Source organism: uncultured Negativibacillus sp., from assembly GCF_944388365.1.
Classification (GTDB): Bacteria; Bacillota; Clostridia; order Oscillospirales; family Ruminococcaceae; genus Negativibacillus.
In genome coordinates this window covers 1-19,628 of the sequence record NZ_CALXIN010000017.1, presented here as the reverse complement: position 1 = coordinate 19,628, position 19,628 = coordinate 1, and the positions used below count along the sequence as shown (strand labels likewise).

Genomic DNA, 19,628 nt, shown 5'->3' with positions numbered 1-19,628 from the left:
TTTACCAGTCCTTATAAGTGAAAAACAAGAAAGAACCCAAAAACAGGGGAAGCTTTGTACCTCAGATACAAAGACGGTTTTTTCAAAAAAGCAGGAAGGGGGATCTAAACTGGGAAAATAAGAATAAATGACGTGTTTTTTGCAAATAAACGATAAACGTAAAAATTAGAGTGTATAATAAAATCAATAATTTTTGAGCAATATGACGAAGCACGTGTTTTTTCAAGACAAGAAAAATGCGTTTTTTGTTGTACATACCGCTGATGATTATAAGATTTAGCTAAACAACTTTAACAAAGTTGCGATTTTTGAATTTTTTGCAAAAAGATTTCCTGTAACTTTTTGTAGTTTTATAAAGTACGCCTCTATAATAAAGCCATCATCAATCACGACGGTGCGGCAAACGCTGAGCACCCCAAATTATAAGTTTCGTATGGAGGTATTCGATTATGATGGCAATCATCTCTGGAGTAGGACTTCTGCTCCTCACACTGGCAGTTTTTTCCCTGTTCAGCATGAAGTTTCCAAAGGGCAGCGAAGCAATGTCCGGTATGGCAAATGCAGCTGTTGCATCCTTCCTGGTAGAAGCTGTACACAAATACATCACCGGCGACCTGCTGGGAATCGCATTTCTCGGTGAAGTTGGCGTAACCGCTGGCAGCCTTGGCGGCGTTGCAGCTGGTGTCATGGTTCCAATCTGTATGGGTGCAAATCCGGTATTTGCTGTTGTCGGCGGTCTTGCTTGCGGCGGTTACGGTATCCTGCCAGGTTTCATCGCTGGTTACATCATTGGTTTGGTATCCCCTTACATTGAAAAATATCTGCCAACCGGTCTGGACCTGATCCTTGGCGCACTCACCATTGCTCCTCTGGCTCGTCTGATCGCATTTGCAGTTGACCCAGGTGTCAACACCGTTCTGACCATGATCGGTGGCACCATCTCCGCAGCAGCAGACCAGTCTCCACTGGTAATGGGCTTCCTGCTCGGCGGTATCATGAAGATGATCTGCACCTCGCCACTCAGCTCGATGGCTCTGACCGCTATGCTGGGACTGACCGGCCTGCCGATGGGTATTGCAGCAGTTGCCTGCTTCGGTGGTTCCTTCACCAACGGTATGATCTTCCACAAAATGGGCTACGGCGACAAGAGCAATGTCATCGCAGTTATGCTTGAGCCACTCACCCAGGCACACATCGTTACCAAACATCCAATTCCGATCTTCACTTCCAACTTCTTCGGCGGCGGTCTGGCTGGCCTTGCAGCAGCAGCTCTGGGCATCGTCAACAACGCTCCTGGTACCGCTTCTCCAATCCCTGGCATGATCGCTCCATTCGGCTTCAACGATCCTGTAAAGGTTGTTCTGGCTCTGGCACTGGCAGCAGTCGGCGGTCTGGTTGCAGGTTATGTCGGCGGCACTGTCTTCAAACGTCTGGAAAAACCAGCAGCAGAGAAAGAGGCAGTTGTTTACGGCGATCCACTTGCTGATGACGAAGAAGCATTCAATATGTAATCAACAATACTCTAGTCAAAATAATCCTCGTAACTTACACAAAGAGGCTCAAACCGATTTCGGTTTTGAGCCTCTTTGTGCGTTTTGGATGTTTTATTGTGAGAGTGACAGAGTGTAAATCAAACTGTTCTGGTCGGTACGATCGCATAACAGCTGATAGACCATCACGCCGCTCAGTTTTTCTTCCTTTGCAAGCTCCTGCTTTTGCAGGGCAAGAGAAGGACTGTTAAAATAAATATCCCCGACGAGATTGGGGTTCTTCCCTTTCATACTCTCAGGGTCGATGTCGCGATAGAACACCCACTGTGCTGAGCCGTCCAGCGGACGGCCGTAGGCAGGAATTCCCAGACAGAGCTGGGAAGGTGCAAATCCCAGATCAATGAAGTAGTCGATGGCCTCCTGCGCTGTTTGCAGCGTGCTGTGAAAGCCCTGCTCGTCAAACTGGTCGTAGGCCATCACATGAACGCGGTCTAAAGCGGCGATCGCCTGCTGAGATAAGGAAATATCCTCTGGATAAAGCGCCAGCGATAGCTGAACATCTGTGGAGGAAAGAGCGGCTTCCAATTCTACCAGAAAAGCGGAAAAATCCGCCCACTCCGTTTCCAGCGGAAACTCCCAGTCGATGTCGATGCCGGAGAGCTGATACTCTGCGGCAAAATCGGCGATGGACTGAACAAGCTGCTTTCGCTCCTCGGCAGTGTCCAGCACGGTACCGGCGGTTTGCTCACGAATCAGTTCCCCTTTGGGATTGACCGTGCACCAAAGTTCGGTTTGTCCGTGGAGCGTTTCCCATACAGAGATAAAGTCGTCGGAAATTTCCAGATTACCTTCACTGTTCCAGTAGACGCCGGTGTTCAAAATCAGATAATCGAGGGCGTCGATGTTTGTCTGAAAATTTTCCAGCGGCTCAGACAGTGATGCCACCGGAAGATAGGAAAAGAGGAGGAATTCGCTTTCTGTTTCTTCGGGAACAGGCTCCGGCTCTGGCTCTGCTTCAGGTTCCGGTATTTCCTCGGTAATCACCGAGGAGGGAGGTGTTTCTTCCTCCTGAGCAGGAGGCTGTGATCGGGAACAGCCAGTCAACATCAGCACGGCGGTGAGCAGCAGGGACAGTAATCTCATGCGCCCACCTCCTCAAAGGCCTGCGGACAGGTGCGGGCATAATGGAACAGATATTGTTGAGCGATGCCGATGTAGTCGCGGGCACAGTCGGGAAGTCCCTGCGGATAGAGCACTGCAAATACTCGCTTCATCCATACGTCCATGGGACAACATTCCAACCGGTAGAAGCCGTAGAGCAGCGCACAGTCGGCAACCTTTGGTCCCACGCCATAAATTTTCATCAATTCCTGTTTGGCCTGTTCCAGCGGCATGGAAGGAATGGCGGAGAGGTTTACCTCTCCGCTGCTGACCTTCTGAGCAGCATCCAGCAGGTACTTGGCACGAAAGCCGCTGCGCAGTACCGCAAGATCCTCCAGAGAACAGGCAGCCAGCCGCTGTGGCGACGGAAAGGAAAAGCAGCCGTTCCCGAGATCCTCGCCAAAGGTCTGGCAGAGCCGCTCCACGATACCGTGGATGCGTTTAATGTTGTTGTTCTGGCTGATGATAAAGCAGCACAGCGCCTCCCAGCCTCTCTGACGAAGAATACGGATGCCAGGAGCATAAGTGATGGCTTTTTGCAAAGTCGCGTCCTGGGCAAGAACAGCCTTGATCTGTGCATAGTCGGTGTCGAGGTCAAAGTAGCTGCGCCAGAAAGCATCAAACTGCTGTGCAGTGGTGTCGTGGAAGAATAGAGCTCCATCGGTCCGCTGGGAGATGGTGAGCGCCTGTCCGCCGGCTGTGCCGCGCCAGGTCTGGCACAAATGTTCGATGCAGTCACTGACAGGCAGCGGAGAAAAGGTAAAACATTGGCCGCAGTCGAGAGTCATCGGCAGCGAAAAGCTGTCTATACCCTCCACCAGCAGTCCGCAGTCGAGCGTTGTCAAAGACAGCGGCATACAAATACCTCCTGAAGGGATGAGATGTCGGCGTTATTTTTTGCCGCGGTAGGACGACCGTTTTTTAGGATGGTCGTTTTTGCCGCGGGAGAAGGATTTTTTTCGTCCATCCTTCTGCGGCGCATTTTTGTGGTCGTAGCTTTCAAAGCGTTCCGAATAGGACGGCTTTTTGCGGAAAGGTTTTTGGCGTTCGTCCCTGCGGCTGCCTTTGTCGTTGCGCTCCGAAGTGCGGCGGCGGTTGCCGGCAGGATGGTTTTTCAGCACGCTGGTGCGCACCTTGCGTCCGTTGATGCGGCAGTCCTGCATGGCAGCCAGTACGTCCTCGGCCTGCTCCTGTGGGATTTCGACGGTGGTGTTGTCCTCGAAGATTTCGATTTTACCGATGTCCCGTCCCGACAGAGCGGTCCGCTCGGCGATGGCGCCCACGATAAAGTTTGGCACCATACGGGCATTGTGTCCGGCATCAATAATGAGCTTGACGTAGTCCTTAGGGGAGCGGCGCTTCTTCTCGCGGTTGATGCCTTTTGCATCTGGCAGTGCAGCGGACTTTTCACCGCGCAGCAGTGCGACAGCTGCCGCTGCAATTTGTTCGGCGGTGTAGCTTTCGGTCAGGCGCTCGACCAGTTCCAGCGAAGCAGTGTCCGGCTGCTGTTCCAATACTTCAATCAAACGCTGTGAAAGCTGATCGTTGTGGCGGGCAATAATCTGTTCCGGTTCTGGAACAGGGCAGAGCTGCACCTGCGCCTTGGCGATGTGTGCAATCTGCTCCATCTGACGCAGCTGGAAGCGTCCGCAGCACAGAGTGTGGGCAGCGCCGCTCTTGCCGGCGCGTCCGGTTCGACCGATGCGGTGAACATAGTATTCTGCGTTCTGCGGAATATCGTAGTTGAATACGCAGTTGATGTCGTCCACGTCAATACCGCGGGCAGCCACATCGGTGGCAACCAGAATGGCGGTACGTCCTGCCTTGAACGCATCCATGACGATGGTGCGCTGGGACTGCTTGAGGTCGCCATGCAGGCCCTCGGCACGGAAGCCGTGGTCGATCAGCCAGCCGCTCAATTCCTCCACCATCTTTTTGGTGTTGCAGAAGATCATGGCGCGGGAGGGCTCATAGTAGTGCAGCAGCAGCGAGAGTGCATCGTTTTTGCGTCCCACAGGAATGTCGTAATAAAACTGTTCGATGCTGTTCAGGGCAACCTGCGACTTGTTGATCTCCACCAGCTCCGGTTCGTGCTGGTAGTTGTCGATGAGGTTCATGATCTCCTTTGGCATGGTGGCGGAGAACAATACCGTCTGATGCTGCTGGGGAACCTGATTGAGGATGGTTTCGATGTCCTCACGGAAGCCCATGCTGAGCATTTCGTCGGCCTCATCGAGAATGACCATCTTTAATTCAGACAGACGCAGGGTGCGTCGGCGCAGATGGTCCATCACACGTCCAGGAGTGCCGACGACGATATTGGCATCCTTGAGCTGGACAATCTGGCGTTCGATAGGAGCGCCGCCATAGACAGCGCAGATGTGGACGCCATGGGTGTAGCGCGCCAGCTTCTTGAGTTCCTCACAAGCCTGTACAGCAAGCTCGCGGGTAGGACACAGCAGCAGCACCTGAGCAAGGCGACGGTCCAGCTGCGGGTCAACCATCTGGATGGCAGGGATGCCAAAGGCGGCAGTTTTGCCGGTGCCGGTCTGGGAGCGGCCGACGACGTCGTGTCCTTCCAGAATCAGCGGGATGCTCTGCGCCTGAATCGGAGTTGGTTCGGCAAAGCCCATCTCGACAACAGCGCGGGCCAGTGCGGGAGTAAGCGGTAACATTTCAAATAAGTTTTGATCCATGAAGATTCCTTTCTGATATTAGCGGCAGGTGCGATCCCTGCCCAAACAAAGTTCTGTTATTTTATCACAGCTAGTGTATCATTGAGGCAAGATGGCTGTCAATCAAATGTCTCTGGAAGAAAATCTCTTTGGAAAAAGCGGGAGAACTGACAAATAATTAGAAAAATTTTTGGGCAAAACTGAATAAATTTAAAAAAGGCATTGACAATGACTGCTACATTGGTAATAATTATAGTGTGGATGAATCTAAAATTGGTTTGCAAGTCTATGCAAACTGGAAGCGGGTGAACGTATGTTTGACAAAATGAGAAGATTGCCGGATGCAGAACTGGAAGTCATGAAGGCAATCTGGGACAACACGCCACCGATGTCGACCAACGATGTCATGAAGGTGGTCAGCGAAGAAAAGAACTGGAACATTTCTACACTGCTGACATTGCTTTCCAGACTGATCGACAGAGGATTTCTTTCCTCGGAAAAGCGCGGCAGAGAAAGAATCTACTATCCACAGGTAGATCGTGAGGAGTACATGGAGTATGAGACCAAAAACTTCCTGAAGAAATTGCATAAAAATTCCTTCATGAGCCTGGTCAACACCCTGTACGACAACAATGACCTGACCGAACAGGACATTGATGAGCTTTCTCACTGGCTGGAAGAGAAAAAGAACAACGCCTAACATCATCCGATGGAATCCATCGGATGAATAGGAGGTTTAGAAAAACCTCCTATTCAAAAGCCTTCAAGAGATAAAAAAACACGGACCACTGTTTGTGATCCGTGTTTTTTTATGTTTAGAAACGCTTGATGTTTGGAACAACGATGTCGATCAGCGCCCAGATGCCCTGGAAAAGAAGCAGATGCAGAATGCTCAGGTGGGACAGATTTCCCATCAGCGAGAACAGAGCAACCAGTGCATAACCGACAACCAGTGCGATCATCTGAATGAGCACCGCCTGATCAATCGCTGTACGTGCATTCATACAGCTGAGAATCGCCGAAACCATCATGCGGGAAGAACCGATAAAGCCAATCTTGGCAGGAGCAGACTCTTTTTCGGCGGTGAGTTTGTCGTAGGCTGCATGGAATTTTGCCGGCAGCAGCTTGATCTGTTCCATCGGGAAGTCGTAGGCAGCGTGAATCTTTTCGACGGTGATGTTCGGGTCCGAGGTGTTGACGATCAGATACATGCCGCGCTCTGCCAGCTCATCGAGCAGATCCTTGGTGGTGCGGTTTGGACGATAGCTGACCACGAACATGGCGGACAGCTCTCCGGAGTTGGAGAGATAGATGATGTTTTTGCTGTCTTTGACAAAGCGCATCTCGTAGTCGTTGCTTGGGACTTCGATGCCGTGGTTAATCATCAGCTCACGGTTACCGATCAGCACGCGCTTGCCGTCTACCCAGGCAGCCAGTCCCATCGAATCCTCATAGGTGACGCTCTCGACCGGACGCAGAATGGACTTGTTGGAACCGATGATCTTGTTAAAGACGTCGGTCAGCATGCCGTTGGAGTTGCAAACCACGCTGGCAGCATCCAGGATGACCGAGTCGATCTTACCCTGATCGAAAGGTTTGATGCCGTGCAGGACAACGTCGGAAGGACGGAACAGATCTTTGGCATCCAGAACGACCGCCTCGGTGCGGGAGAAGGTATCCACCGCAGAATAGCCGGAGACCATGGCACCCGCAGGAATCAGGCGGCGGGAGAGCAGATACAGCGGCAGGTTGGCTGCAATGGTGGAGGTCAGCGGTGCGCTGACACACATGATAGCAGTGAAGGTGGAGACGGATTCGGCGATGTTCTGATTAAACAGATAGGTCAGCACCGCCAGAACGATGCCTGCCAGCAGGCAGATCGGAGCCAGAATGCGGCTCATGTGTTCCGCGTGATCCTCCGAGTAGGAGTTATCCAGGAAGTTGGACAGGAAAGGAGTGGTTTCCGGATAAGCGATGGTGTATTCTTCCAGCGATAATCCCTTGGAAATATCGCGCAGCAGGTTGCGCTCTTTTAAGAAAACAGCGGCGTGCTTCATCTTTTCCGATGCCACCAGCTTGAAGTTGTTCTGGATACGCAGGATGACCAGCATCTTGCCCACCAGATTGAACAACAGAACAAACAGGGCGACAGGGAAGAAGAGATAGAGGTTGGAACCGAAATTGGCTTTGTCGGTGCTGAAATACTCGGGCTTGACGATAAAGCAGATGCCCTGGGCCAGTGTGCCGAGCATCGCCAGCATCGGCAATGAATCGGTGTTTGCACGGAAGCGGAGCATTGCGATCAGTCCGCCGCCGATGGTGTTGGCACAGATCAGCGCGCCGATAGCACTGATGACGCAGGAAACAGCCATGTAGGTTCGCAGGTGCAGCTCCGGCTGGATAATGGTTGGCAGCGGCAGCAGCTCATTTCCAATCTGGATGTCCCTTGCAGCCAGTGCCAGATACAGCGACAGTGCAAAGAGAACGACCATGGCGACGATACGGATGAGCAAACCGCGCTTGATGCTGCGCATATCCTGCAGGATCGCTTCTTTATCCTTTGGAGAGGTGTAGTCCTCTAGCTGTGCCGGTTCTTGCTGCGGCTGCTCCGCAGTATCCTCCGGAATAGGGATTTCAGCGGTTGCAAGACGGGAGACACGGGGCTCTTTTTCCGAGTCGCCGCGCTGGAAGAGGCTGGATTTCTTTGTACCTTTGGACGGCTTTTCACTGTTGTCGGCTTTGGGCTGCTCTTTGGTGTCGTCCTCCTCTGGGAAGTTGACGTGGAAGGGCTTTTCTGTGGTTTGCGTGGCAGAGTCGACGCCTGGTTGGGACGCCTCACTGCCGTGGAAGAACAGTGCCGAGGAGGAAAGTTCGCCGGTCATTCCGGTTGGAGTGGAGGCAAAGATGTCCTCCTGATCGTTGGCAGCATTGTCCTGCGCCGGTTTGGAATCGGTGCTGTCGCCGGACTGGAAGGAGGAAGTGTCAAAGATGGCTTTTTCCTCCGATGTAGTGGATTTAGGAGCTTCAACCGGTTTTTCCTTTTTGGTTTTGCGTCCCAATCCCGAAAAATACTTCTGATATTCGGTTTTTTTCTTCAGCGATGGATCCGGCTGCTCTGGAGATGGGGTTGTCGGTTCAATATCTCCAAAGGGAGTGCTGGCCTCCTGCGGCGGAAGATCGGCTGGCTGCTGCTCCAAAAAGAAGGAGTCGGTCAGCTCGGTCGGGGTTTTGGCCTGCTTCTGTTGTTTTTGCTGCTCCAGACGCAGGAGTTCCTGATTTTTTGCCTCAAATTTGCGGCGCTCTTCCTCCTGCCGCAGAATTTCTTCGGCGTTTTTCTGCTCTTCCTCCAGCTGACGAACCGCCTCGGCCTTCAGCCGTTCTTCTTCCAGCAGCTTGACATTGGCACGGTGGCTTGCCAGAGAAGGGAAGAAAACGCCGGTTTTTTCCAGATCCTTGCGGGACATGGTTTTGGAGGAAGGCTGTTCCAGTGCAGCAGGAGGTGGATCAAAGTGAAAAACAGGTTCGGCTTCTTCTGCCTGCGGTGCAGCGGTAGAAGCCGCTGCCGGTTTTTCTTTGGCTTGAGGCTCTGTTTTAACAGCAGCCGCTGGTTCCTGCTTTGGCTTTACCGGTTCTGCCTTTACTTCCGGCTCTGCCGGAATGGAGGCGAAGGTTTCCTGTACCGGTGTTACCGGCTCAGGTTTCGGCTCGGGTTTCGGTTCCGGCTTTGGCTCTTCTGCAGGACGAGATGGCCGCTGCGGCGGGATATAGGCTGACGAAGGGCGTCTTGCAGCATTTTGCTTTGCTTTTTTGGACTTGATCTCACTGAGGATGTCGTCCACATTATATTGCTTGTTCATGAAAATTCTCCCCTTTCTGACTTTTCCCGTTAGGAGATTTAATTTTTAGGGACAAAGGAGCGCAGACCGCTGCGCTGGCGGACTGCCTCATAGATGACGATTGCTGCAGCAACCGAAGCGTTGAGCGAGTTGACCTGGCCGTTCATCGGCAGGGAGACGACAAAGTCGCAGTGCTCCTTGGTCAAACGGCTGACGCCGTTTCCTTCCGCACCGACGACAACGCCGATCGGGCCGCTCATATCGGTGGAGCACCACGGCTGACCGTCCATATCCGCACAGAAGATCCAAAGACCCTTCTGTTTGAGTTCCTCGATGGTGGAAACGATGTTTGCCACCCGAACCACCGGCATATATTCGATGGCGCCTGCCGAAGTTTTAGCGACCGTTGCAGTCAGGCCGACGCCGCGCCGTTTTGGAATGATGACGCCGTGGGCGCCTGCTGCCTCGGCGGTTCGAATGATGGCTCCCAGATTGTGTGGGTCCTCAATGTTGTCACAGATGATAATAAAGGGCGGCTGGTCGCCGGCTTTCTCGAAGATGTCCTCCATGGTGGAAAAATCATGGCAGGCAGCCATGGCAGCGACTCCCTGGTGTACTACACCGTCGCATAAGCTGTCCAGCTTCTGGGCAGCAGCGTCCTTGATCGGAATGCCGCGCTCTTTGGCAAGGGCAACGATTTTGCCCATGCTGCCGCGGTCGGCACCTTTGAGGATATAGATGCAGTCGATAGGACGTCCTTTTTTCAGCGCTTCGGTGACGGCGTTGCGGCCGGCAATCACCGAGCTTTCCTGGTTGGTTTTCTCAGATGCAAATTCTCTGGGCACGTGTAATTCCTCCGAAAGATGTCATAAATTGGCAATCGGTGCGCGAATCGCCCGAAATACCATCGTCATATGAGTTTCATTATAACATATTTTGTCAGAAATTTCATTGGAAAAGGGAGAATTCACAAAAGTTTTTGCGCAGGTCTGTGCTCAACGGAAAAAACAAAGGGCCAGTGCGCCGCCGGCAGTTGCGGAGAGCAGCAGTTTGAGCGCAGAAAACCAGAGCTTGCTGCGGGAGTGGAGCAGAGGGGCACGGATGTTGCAAAGGAAATGCTGTGCCTGATTTTCCAGCGTTTTTCTGGAGGAATCGGCATGGTTGTCCTTTAAATATAAGACTGCGCGTTCAAAGTAGGGGTTTTGGGTGTCGTTGATTTCGATAATTCGTTTGTTGGTTCCTCTTACCATCTAAGATCATACCTTTCTGCATAAAATCAATGGGTTTTGTGGATAACTTGGTTGATAATATTGAAAACTCCGCGATAGAAGCGAAATTATCCGATTTGTATAACAAAATACGACAAATTAAACGGATTCGGCAGGTTATATGTTGAAAACTCCGTTGAAATCGTTGAAAATCTGGATAATTAAAGCCGGAAATCGAGGAGATGGTGAATGTTGAGAATTTGAAAATATGATTTACAAAAGGTAATATATTGTTCATAAATCAAAGAGAAGCAGCGAAAAATCCAGAAGATTTACCGTTAGTATGGCTGACAAAACAAATTTTACACAATGATATAAGAAAATGTGGGAAACTGGATGTTGAAAAATAAGGCCCGATACGGCAAAATCTGCTCCGAGAAGGAGAAAGTAAGCAAGAACAAGGGAAGTTTTTGTCAATGATATTGACATTTCGGCGCAAAAGAGTAAAATAATTTTGTAGATTACATATAATTTTGAATAGCATCCTATGGAACTGAGCAAACATGTTTCAGGAGGATGACAGAGAATGATTTTAAAACAGGGAGGAAGATACTCATGAAACGTGAAGGACAAATCAGTGTTAATTCCAAAAACATATTTCCAATTATTAAGAAGTGGCTGTATTCGGATAAGGATATTTTCCTGAGAGAGATTGTTTCCAACGGCTGTGACGCAATCAAAAAGCTGGAAAGCCTGCGCGGCATCGGGGAAGCACCGGAAGAGGAAGGCTATCAGCCGAAGGTGATTGTCACCATCGACAACGATAAAAAGCAGCTGATCGTTTCGGATAACGGTATCGGCATGACCGAGGACGAGGTCGAGCGCTACATCACCCAGATTGCATTTTCGGGCGCAGAGGAATTTCTGGCAAAATATAAGGAAAAATCCGAGGAGGACGCCGGCATCATCGGTCACTTTGGTTTGGGCTTTTATTCGGCATTCATGGTGTCCAACACCGTTGAGATCGAAACGCTGTCCTATCAGGAGGGAGCAAAACCGGTTCACTGGGTTTCCGCCGGTGAGGACAGCTATGAGATCGAGGATGGCACCCGCACCGAACATGGTACCACCATCATCATGAATATCAGCGATGAGGAACTGGAATTCCTGCAGGAGAGCCGCATCCGTGAGATTCTGCACAAATACTGCCAGTTTATGCCGTACGAGGTCTATCTCAATCCGCATGATGAGGAGCGTCCGGTCTACGATAAGGACGGCAACATCGAAAAGAATGAGGATGGCACCGAGAAAAAACGCATCGTAAAACCACTGCCAATCAATGATACACAGCCGCTGTGGCTCAAAGCACCAAAGGACTGCACCGATGAGGACTACAAGGCATTTTACCAGAAGACGTTCATGGACTTTAATGAGCCGCTGTTCTGGATTCACCTGAATGTTGACTACCCGTTCAACCTCAAAGGTATCCTCTACTTCCCGAAACAGCAGAACAAACTGGAGGTTATGCCTGGACAGGTCAAGCTGTTCTGCAATCAGGTCTTTGTTGCGGATAATATCAAAGAGATCATTCCAGAGTTCCTGCTGCTCCTAAAAGGTGTCATCGACTGCCCAGATATGCCGCTGAACGTTTCCAGAAGCTTTTTGCAGAATGACGGCGAAGTTCAGAAGATTTCCCAGCATATCACCAAGAAGGTTTCGGACAAGCTGCATCAGATCTTCAAGAACGAGCGGGAGAACTATGAGAAGTATTGGAACGATATTTCCGCCTTTATCAAGTTTGGATGTCTGAAGGATGAAAAATTCTATGACCGCATGAAGGATATCATTCTGCTCAAAACCATCGACGGTGAATATAAGACCCTCGAGGAATATCCAAAGACCGAGGAAAACAAGATCTACTACGTCACCGACGAGAATCTGCAGGCACAGTATATCTCTATGTTTAAAGAAAATGGCCTGACTGCAGCAGTGCTGACCCATGCCATCGATCCGCACTTTATCAGCCTGCTCGAATATAAGAATCCGGATCAGATGAAGTTCTTGCGTATCGACGCCGACCTCGGCGAAGCGCTGAAGGTTTCCCAGTCGGAGGAGGCAAAACAGGCCGAGGAGGAGCAGAGCAAAGCGCTGATCGAGTGCTTTAAGAAGAATCTGCCAAATGAAAAGCTGGAATATAAGGTTGAAAGCCTGAAAGCTGCCGGTACACCGGCGGTTATCCTGCTGTCCGAGTATGCACGCCGTATCCAGGATATGAGCAAGGTGCTGGGTGAGAGCTTTGCCGATCAGACACAGGTTACGCTGGTGCTCAATAGTGAAAATGAGATCATTAAGAAGCTGCCGACCCTCAGTGAGGAGAATCAGGCAATGGTCTGCGAACATGTTTATGATCTGGCACTGATGGCACATAAACCGCTGGATGCAGAAAGAATGTCCAAGTTTATTGCAAGAAACGTAAAATTGCTGGAGCTGTTGGCGAAGTAGGCGAAGAATAAAAACAAAAGTTTTCGTCCGACGGAGCTTTGCTCGGTTGCCGAAGGCAATTTTGCCCGATCCTTCATGGGCAAAAAGAGCAAACTCCTGATTGAAAACTTGTTTTCAATCTAGCTTTCTTACAAAAGGTGGCAGTTTCCAAAGGCAGCGCCTTTGGTCGCTCGTCGCAACGAGCGAAACGCCTTTATCGTCAGGCGCTCATTGGGAGAGCTCGAGAACCTTTTTGCAAGAGAAAAGGTTCTCGAAAGCCAATGAGAAGCACAGACTATTCTCAAAAATTATCCAGTGGATGATTTTTGACGGCAGAGACCAGTTCCGGTTTGTGTTGTGTTTAGCTGTATACAGGTTTCCCTTTGGGAAACGGTGCTCTCGCACCGCAGCACCAAAACTGCCTTACAGCCCCTATCGTTTTTGTTTTTGATAATTTATTTACTGTTGGGGCTGCTCGCCCCAAACCCTCGCAAACTTTATTTCTGGCGCAAACATCTTGTTTGCGCCATCCCACTCAGCCAGAAAGGAGCATCTCCATGACCGAAGAAATCAAGCGATTATCGAACCTGATCCAATCCAGCAGCCGCATCGTCTTTTTTGGCGGCGCCGGCGTCTCTACCGAAAGCCAGATTCCCGATTTTCGCAGCGATGAGGGACTCTACGGTGACAAACAGGCAAAGCAGTACCCCTATCCGCCCGAAACGATGCTCAGTCACTCCTTCTTTAAAAAGCATACCGAGCAGTTTTTCGAGTATTATTTCGATAAGATGGTCTACCCCGAGGCAAAACCAAACCCTGCTCATCTTGCACTTGCAAAGCTCGAACAGATGGGCAAGCTGTCGGCGGTTATCACGCAGAATATCGACGGCCTGCATCAGATGGCCGGCAGCAGACGGGTGTGCGAACTGCATGGCAGTGTCCACCGGAATTTCTGCATAAACTGCGGCAAAAAGTACACCCTCAAGGAGATGCTGGCTTTTGAAGGAAAAGGCGTTCCGACCTGTTCCTGCGGCGGCATCATTAAGCCGGATGTGGTGCTGTATGAGGAAGCGCTTGATAATGATGTGATGGCGGGAGCAATCAGCTATATTATGGCAGCGGACCTGATGATTGTGGGCGGAACCTCGCTTGCAGTTTATCCCGCGGCAGGACTGCTGCAATACTATAGCGGCAAGGAACTGGTGCTCATCAACCAAACCCCTACTTCCTACGATCGGCGTGCGTCGCTGGTCATCCGCGACAAAATCGGAGAGGTTTTGTCGCAGGCAGTGGACAACCTGTAAAAATCCGCACGAATTCCCGATTTTTTGCTTGACGCTGCTCTGTGAAGATAGTAAAATGAAGGGGAACTTTAACCGAAGAAAGGAAATCGGAAACTATGAAAGCCAGAATTCCAAAACACAGAGAATTTGTCATCAACCTCGAGAAAACCGCTGAGGAGCGCCGCGACGAGTGCTGGGAGAAACTCGAAGCCATCCTGGAGGATTACAAGAAGGAAGGCAAATCGGTTTACACACCAAGCTTCATCGAGGACAATGAGGATAAAGTCAAAGCATTGCAGGCAGAGTACGGCTTTGAGTATACAATCGAACTCAAATAGGAACGATAACAGCAGGAAGGGTGGAAAAAATCAGCCAGCCTTTCTGCTGTTTTTCTGTTTCTGACCTGAAACGACAGGGTGCGACCTCCCGATGTCAGAATATTAAAGACAGGGACACAATTTATTTAAAGAAAGGACAAGGGAAGGTTTGACAAAACAGCATGGATAGAGTTACAATATCATAGATATGCTGTCTGATATTTTCAAGGAAAATAAAGGCTTTTCAAAGCCGTCAGATAAAAAATTATTTCCCCTGGAGGATTGCTTGTGTGTTTTGACGCAACAGCAGTTCCTTATTATAAATGAGGTGTAAAAGTAATTATGGGATTGATGGATAAAATTTTCGGAACCTACTCCGAAAGAGAACTGAAAAGAATCTATCCGATTCGCGATAAGGTCCTGAGTCTGGATGAAGAGTATTCCAAAATGTCCGACCAGGAACTCAAGGCGATGACTCCAAAGCTCAAGGAGCGCCTGGCAAACGGAGAAACACTCGACGACATTCTGCCGGAAGCATTCGCTACCTGCCGTGAGGCTGCATGGCGTGTACTCGGCATGAAGCACTTTCCGGTACAGATCATCGGTGGTATCGTTCTGCATCAGGGACGTATCGCTGAGATGAAAACCGGTGAAGGTAAAACCCTGGTAGCAACCCTGCCTGTTTACCTCAATGCATTGACCGGCAAAGGTGTCCATGTTGTTACCGTCAACGATTACCTTGCAAAACGTGACTCGGAAGAGATGGGCAAGGTTTACCGCTGGCTGGGACTCAAGGTGGGTCTGGTTATCCATGACATTGAGCCTGCACAGCGTAAAGAAGCATATCAGGCTGACATCACCTACGGAACCAACAACGAGTTTGGTTTCGACTATCTGCGTGACAACATGCAGATCTACAAAGAGAACCGTGTACAGCGCGGTCACTACTATGCTGTAGTCGACGAGGTCGACTCGATCCTCATCGATGAAGCGAGAACCCCACTGATTATCTCCGGCCGCGGCGATAAATCCACCGACCTGTACAAGGTAGCGGATCGTTTTGCACGCACCCTCAAGATGTACAAGGTCAAAGAGCTGGACGATAAAGAGGAGCACGATGACGTCATCGACGCAGACTACATCGTCGATGAAAAGGCAAAGACTGCAACCCTCACCAAGTCCGGTGTTAAAAAGGCTGAGGAGTTCTTCGGCCTGGAAAACCTGATGGATATGGAGAACTCTACCATTCAGCACCATATCAATCAGGCAATCAAAGCGCATGGTACCATGCACCGCGACATCAACTACGTTGTCAAAGACGGCGAAGTTATGATCGTTGATGAGTTTACCGGCCGTATCATGAATGGACGCCGTTACAGCGAAGGTCTGCATCAGGCGATCGAGGCAAAAGAGGGCGTCGAGGTAAAACGTGAGTCCAAAACACTGGCGACCATTACCTACCAGAACCTGTTCCGTATGTACGAAAAGCTGTCCGGTATGACCGGTACTGCCATGACCGAGGAGCAGGAGTTCCGTGAAATCTACGGCATGGACGTTATCGAGATCCCAACTAACAAACCGGTTATCCGTAAGGACCTGCCGGACGTTGTTTACAAAACCGAGAACGGCAAGTTCAATGCAGTTATCGAACAGGTCAAGGAATGCCATGAGAAAGGCCAGCCGGTTCTGGTTGGTACCGTTTCGATTGAAACTTCCGAGCGCCTGAGCGCACTGCTCAAACGCCGCGGCATCAAACATCAGGTGCTCAACGCAAAATACCACGAGAAAGAGGCAGAGATCGTTGCACAGGCAGGTCAGTATGGTGCGGTAACCATCGCAACCAACATGGCAGGTCGTGGTACCGATATCATGCTGGGCGGTAACGCAGAGTTCCTGGCAAAGAATCAGATGCGCAAAGAGGGTTACTATGAGAACCTGATCGTGGAAGCAACCGGTTTTGGAGATACCGACGATGAGGAGATCATCGAGGCACGCAAGCGCTTTACCGAGCTTTCCAAAGAGTTTAAGGAGAAGCTGCGCCCAGAGGCAGAAAAGGTCCGTGAGGCAGGCGGCTTGTTCATCGTCGGCACCGAGCGTCATGAGTCCAGACGTATCGACAACCAGCTGCGCGGACGTTCGGGACGTCAGGGCGACCCTGGCTGCTCCAGATTCTTCCTCTCTCTGGAAGACGATCTGATGAGACTGTTTGGCGGCGACCGCATCAACAGCCTGATGGATTCGCTGAAGATCGACGAAAATATGCCGATCGAAAACAGAATTCTGACCAACACCATCGAGAACGCACAGAGCAAGATCGAAGGCCGCAACTTTGGTATTCGTAAAAACGTTCTGCAGTTCGACGACGTTATGAATAAACAGCGTGAGATCATCTATGGTCAGCGCAACAAGGTTCTGGACGGTGAAAACCTCAAGGATTCCATCCTTGCCATGATGGATGAAACCGTTGATTCGGCAGTTGCGATGTATCTGCCGGAAGGTGTGGAGCCGGAACACTGGAACATGGAGGGCTTCCGCAACTACTTCATCGGTATGATTGCAGGGGATCTGCTCAACATTGAGCCAGATCAGCTCAAACATGTCAACCGCAAGGAACTGAGCGATCAGATCAAGGAAAAGGTACGCGACCTGTATGCAAGACGTGAACAGGATCTGGGTGAACAGATCACCCGTGAGCTGGAGCGTGTTGTACTGCTCAAGGAAGTAGATACCAAGTGGATGGATCATATCGACGCGATGGACGAGCTCAAGAAGGGTATTTCTCTGCGTTCCTACGGACAGAAAGACCCTGTTGTTGAGTACCGTATCGAAGGTTTCGATATGTTCGACGAGATGATTGCCGGCATCCGTGAGGAAACTGTCAAGATTCTGCTGCTGGCACCGTTCCGCAAACCAGGAGCAGGTCAGCCACAGGAAGCGCCAAAGCGTGAGCAGGTGGCAAAACCGACTGCGACCAGTTCGGATGGCACCGTTGCTCCTGCGACCATCCGTCGTCAGGGCAAAAAGGTCGGCAGAAACGATCCGTGCCCATGTGGAAGCGGCAAAAAGTATAAGAACTGCTGTGGCAGATAGTTAAAAAATTAACCGGAAGTAGAAAAGGATCTGACAGGAACCTGATTTGCTTCCGGTTTTTTTATAAACTTTGAAGAGAGGTGTTATCGTGAACATCACCGGTGATCGCATCAAATTTTTGCGGCTGTTGTCTAAAAAATATCCGACCAGACAACAGGTTTGCACCGAGATCATCAACCTACAGGCGATCCTCAATCTTCCCAAAGGAACAGAGCACTTTATGAGCGACCTGCACGGAGAATATGAGGCATTTTCTCATATTCTCAACAACTCTGCCGGCGTCATCCGCGAGAAGGTAGACATGATTTTTGAACAGGTTCTGACTCCGCGGGAGCGCTCCAGTCTGTGTACTCTGATCTACTATCCCGAAGAAAAGCTGGAAAAGTTTCGGGAGGAGGGAAAAAATACCGAGGAATGGTACCGCTTCACTCTGCATCGGTTGATTGATCTTGCAAAGATGCTTTCGTCCAAGTATACCCGTTCCAAAGTCAGAAAGGCGATGCCGCCCGAATACAGCTACATCCTTGATGAGCTGCTGCATGCCCAGCCGGACGAGGACAACAACCAGCTGGTCTACCACAGCAAAATCATCGACACGCTGCTCAAGCTGGACGACGGCGACGATTTTATCATCGCGCTGTCCAGCTTAATCAAGCGCCTGGCAGTGGACCATCTGCACATCGTCGGAGATATTTTCGACCGTGGAGAACGTCCCGACGCCATCCTCAATATGCTGATGGACCACCATTCGCTGGATATTGAATGGGGCAATCACGATATTTTGTGGATGGGTGCAGCCTGCGGAAGCCAGGCATGTATTGCGTCGGTGGTACGCAACTGCCTGTCCTACAACAATATTTCGGTGCTGGAACAGGGATATGGAATCAGCCTGCGTCCGCTGGTACTGTTTGCCGAAAAGATGTACGATGAGGAGGACCCGAATAAGGCTGCCAAAAAGGCGATCTCCATCATCCTGTTTAAGCTGGAGGGACAGATCATCCGCCGCAATCCTGATTATCGGATGGAAGGCCGCCTGCTGCTGGACAAGGTGGATTTTGACAATGCCACCATCGAGCTGGACGGCAAGGTGTATGAATTAAAGGAGAAAAAATTCCCGACCATCAACCGCAACGACCCGTATGCTCTGGACAGCGCGGAACGGGAGATTATGGATGAACTGCAGAAGCTGTTTTTGGAAAGTGAACAGCTGCAGCGTCATGTCAACTTCTTGTATACCCACGGAGCGATGTATAAAAAGTTTAACGGAAATTTGCTGTTCCATGGCTGTGTGCCGCTGGATGAGGACGGAAACCTCAAAGCACTGTGCTTTGACGGGCGCATCTATCAGGGTAAAAGCTATATGGATTATGCGGATGGAATGGCGCGTCGGGCGTTTTATGCAAAGCAGGATAAGCAGGATGCGCTGGACTTTATGTGGTATCTGTGGTGCGGCAGCAATTCGCCGCTGTCCGGCAGGGTGGTAAAAACCTTCGAAAGAACCTTTATCGAGGATAAATCCACCTGGGTAGAGCCGCAAAATCCGTACTATCACTTCCAAAGCTCCGAGACGGTTTGCCGGATGCTGCTGCGGGAGTTTGGACTGTATTCGGAAAACTCGCACATCATCAACGGCCATACTCCAATCCATGTCAAACAGGGAGAAACACCGATGAAAGCTAATGGCAGACTGATCGTCATCGACGGCGGCTTCTGCAAGGCTTACCAGAAAACAACCGGCATTGCCGGCTATACCCTCATCTTTAATTCCCATGGAATGCGGCTGAAATCTCACCAGCCATTCCTTGGAATGGATGCAGCGCTGGAGGAAAATCTGGACATTGATTCGGATTCCCAGCAGGTAGCCACCTTTGAAAAGCGCATGATGGTAGCCGACACCGATACCGGCGCAGAGCTGAAAGAACAGATCGCCGATCTGGAAGATCTGCTGACGGCCTATCGGGAAGGAGCCATCCCGACAAATTCCTGAGAACAAGAAAAAGAGCCACCATCCTGAAGTGACCCCCAAAAGTTAGACAATATTTGAAAGTAAAAATTGTTTAAGCAACCGAAAGGGCTTGTTGTCTGTG

At 50.5% G+C, this 19,628-nt stretch carries 13 protein-coding genes; 7 read left to right on the top strand and 6 right to left on the bottom strand.

Annotated features, from left to right (window positions below; all coding sequences use genetic code 11):
* Positions 1-452 precede the first annotated feature (452 nt).
* The gene (locus Q0L39_RS04275; protein ID WP_296627108.1) at positions 453-1,511 is read left to right on the top strand and encodes a PTS sugar transporter subunit IIC; all 1,059 of its coding nucleotides are present in this window, start codon (positions 453-455) and stop codon (positions 1,509-1,511) included.
* A 93-nt stretch (positions 1,512-1,604) separates the two neighbouring features.
* Here the strand turns inward: Q0L39_RS04275 and Q0L39_RS04270 are convergent, their stop codons facing one another.
* From Q0L39_RS04270 to Q0L39_RS04260, 3 genes are read right to left on the bottom strand one after another with little or no spacing between them, the layout of a single operon-like run.
* Positions 1,605-2,633, bottom strand: coding sequence for a glycoside hydrolase family 18 protein (locus tag Q0L39_RS04270; RefSeq protein ID WP_296627095.1), 1,029 nt, complete (start codon positions 2,631-2,633; stop codon positions 1,605-1,607).
* Positions 2,630-3,508: a DNA glycosylase gene (locus Q0L39_RS04265; protein ID WP_296627094.1), complete on the bottom strand. Its 879-nt coding sequence runs from the start codon at positions 3,506-3,508 to the stop codon at positions 2,630-2,632. The genes Q0L39_RS04270 and Q0L39_RS04265 overlap by 4 nt, the downstream gene beginning before the upstream one ends.
* A gap of 33 nt (positions 3,509-3,541) precedes the next feature.
* Entirely contained in the window at positions 3,542-5,347 is a 1,806-nt protein-coding gene (locus tag Q0L39_RS04260) for a DEAD/DEAH box helicase (RefSeq protein ID WP_296627093.1), read from the bottom strand.
* 292 nt (positions 5,348-5,639) lie between these two features.
* On the opposite strand from Q0L39_RS04260, the gene Q0L39_RS04255 reads away from it, so the two are divergent.
* Positions 5,640-6,026, top strand: coding sequence for a BlaI/MecI/CopY family transcriptional regulator (locus tag Q0L39_RS04255; protein WP_296627092.1), 387 nt, complete (start codon positions 5,640-5,642; stop codon positions 6,024-6,026).
* A gap of 115 nt (positions 6,027-6,141) precedes the next feature.
* Here the strand turns inward: Q0L39_RS04255 and Q0L39_RS04250 are convergent, their stop codons facing one another.
* The 3 genes from Q0L39_RS04250 to Q0L39_RS04240 form a co-directional block, all read right to left on the bottom strand.
* Positions 6,142-9,183 carry a hypothetical protein gene (locus tag Q0L39_RS04250; protein WP_296627091.1) on the bottom strand — a complete coding sequence of 1,014 codons (3,042 nt, stop codon included), beginning with the start codon at positions 9,181-9,183 and terminating at the stop codon, positions 6,142-6,144.
* Positions 9,184-9,221: 38 nt separating this feature from the next.
* Entirely contained in the window at positions 9,222-10,007 is a 786-nt protein-coding gene (gene rlmB, locus Q0L39_RS04245; protein ID WP_296627090.1) for a 23S rRNA (guanosine(2251)-2'-O)-methyltransferase RlmB, read from the bottom strand.
* Positions 10,008-10,157: 150 nt separating this feature from the next.
* Positions 10,158-10,412 (bottom strand): hypothetical protein, encoded by a 255-nt coding sequence (locus tag Q0L39_RS04240; protein WP_296627089.1) that lies wholly within the window; start codon positions 10,410-10,412, stop codon positions 10,158-10,160.
* Between the two features lie 573 nt (positions 10,413-10,985).
* On the opposite strand from Q0L39_RS04240, the gene htpG reads away from it, so the two are divergent.
* The 5 genes from htpG to Q0L39_RS04215 all read left to right on the top strand — a co-directional run bounded on the left by htpG (position 10,986) and on the right by Q0L39_RS04215 (position 19,528).
* Positions 10,986-12,872: a molecular chaperone HtpG gene (gene htpG, locus Q0L39_RS04235; RefSeq protein ID WP_296627088.1), complete on the top strand. Its 1,887-nt coding sequence runs from the start codon at positions 10,986-10,988 to the stop codon at positions 12,870-12,872.
* Between the two features lie 536 nt (positions 12,873-13,408).
* Positions 13,409-14,155 (top strand): NAD-dependent protein deacylase, encoded by a 747-nt coding sequence (locus tag Q0L39_RS04230; protein ID WP_296627087.1) that lies wholly within the window; start codon positions 13,409-13,411, stop codon positions 14,153-14,155.
* 95 nt (positions 14,156-14,250) lie between these two features.
* On the top strand, positions 14,251-14,472 hold the full coding sequence (locus tag Q0L39_RS04225) for a methylenetetrahydrofolate dehydrogenase (RefSeq protein ID WP_296627086.1): 222 nt from the start codon (positions 14,251-14,253) through the stop codon (positions 14,470-14,472).
* Positions 14,473-14,793: 321 nt separating this feature from the next.
* Positions 14,794-17,541, top strand: a complete 2,748-nt coding sequence (gene secA, locus Q0L39_RS04220) for a preprotein translocase subunit SecA (protein ID WP_296627085.1) — start codon at positions 14,794-14,796, stop codon at positions 17,539-17,541.
* A gap of 94 nt (positions 17,542-17,635) precedes the next feature.
* Positions 17,636-19,528 carry a fructose-1,6-bisphosphatase gene (locus Q0L39_RS04215; protein ID WP_296627107.1) on the top strand — a complete coding sequence of 631 codons (1,893 nt, stop codon included), beginning with the start codon at positions 17,636-17,638 and terminating at the stop codon, positions 19,526-19,528.
* The last annotated feature ends 100 nt before the right edge of the window (positions 19,529-19,628 follow it).

Coding starts and splice junctions, on each gene's coding strand:
- Q0L39_RS04275 (WP_296627108.1), top strand. CDS start 453: ATGGCAATCATCTCTGGAGTAGGACTTCTGCTCCTCACACTGGCAGTT.
- Q0L39_RS04270 (WP_296627095.1), bottom strand. CDS start 2,633: ATGAGATTACTGTCCCTGCTGCTCACCGCCGTGCTGATGTTGACTGGC.
- Q0L39_RS04265 (WP_296627094.1), bottom strand. CDS start 3,508: ATGCCGCTGTCTTTGACAACGCTCGACTGCGGACTGCTGGTGGAGGGT.
- Q0L39_RS04260 (WP_296627093.1), bottom strand. CDS start 5,347: ATGGATCAAAACTTATTTGAAATGTTACCGCTTACTCCCGCACTGGCC.
- Q0L39_RS04255 (WP_296627092.1), top strand. CDS start 5,640: ATGTTTGACAAAATGAGAAGATTGCCGGATGCAGAACTGGAAGTCATG.
- Q0L39_RS04250 (WP_296627091.1), bottom strand. CDS start 9,183: ATGAACAAGCAATATAATGTGGACGACATCCTCAGTGAGATCAAGTCC.
- Q0L39_RS04240 (WP_296627089.1), bottom strand. CDS start 10,412: ATGGTAAGAGGAACCAACAAACGAATTATCGAAATCAACGACACCCAA.
- htpG (WP_296627088.1), top strand. CDS start 10,986: ATGAAACGTGAAGGACAAATCAGTGTTAATTCCAAAAACATATTTCCA.
- Q0L39_RS04230 (WP_296627087.1), top strand. CDS start 13,409: ATGACCGAAGAAATCAAGCGATTATCGAACCTGATCCAATCCAGCAGC.
- Q0L39_RS04225 (WP_296627086.1), top strand. CDS start 14,251: ATGAAAGCCAGAATTCCAAAACACAGAGAATTTGTCATCAACCTCGAG.
- secA (WP_296627085.1), top strand. CDS start 14,794: ATGGGATTGATGGATAAAATTTTCGGAACCTACTCCGAAAGAGAACTG.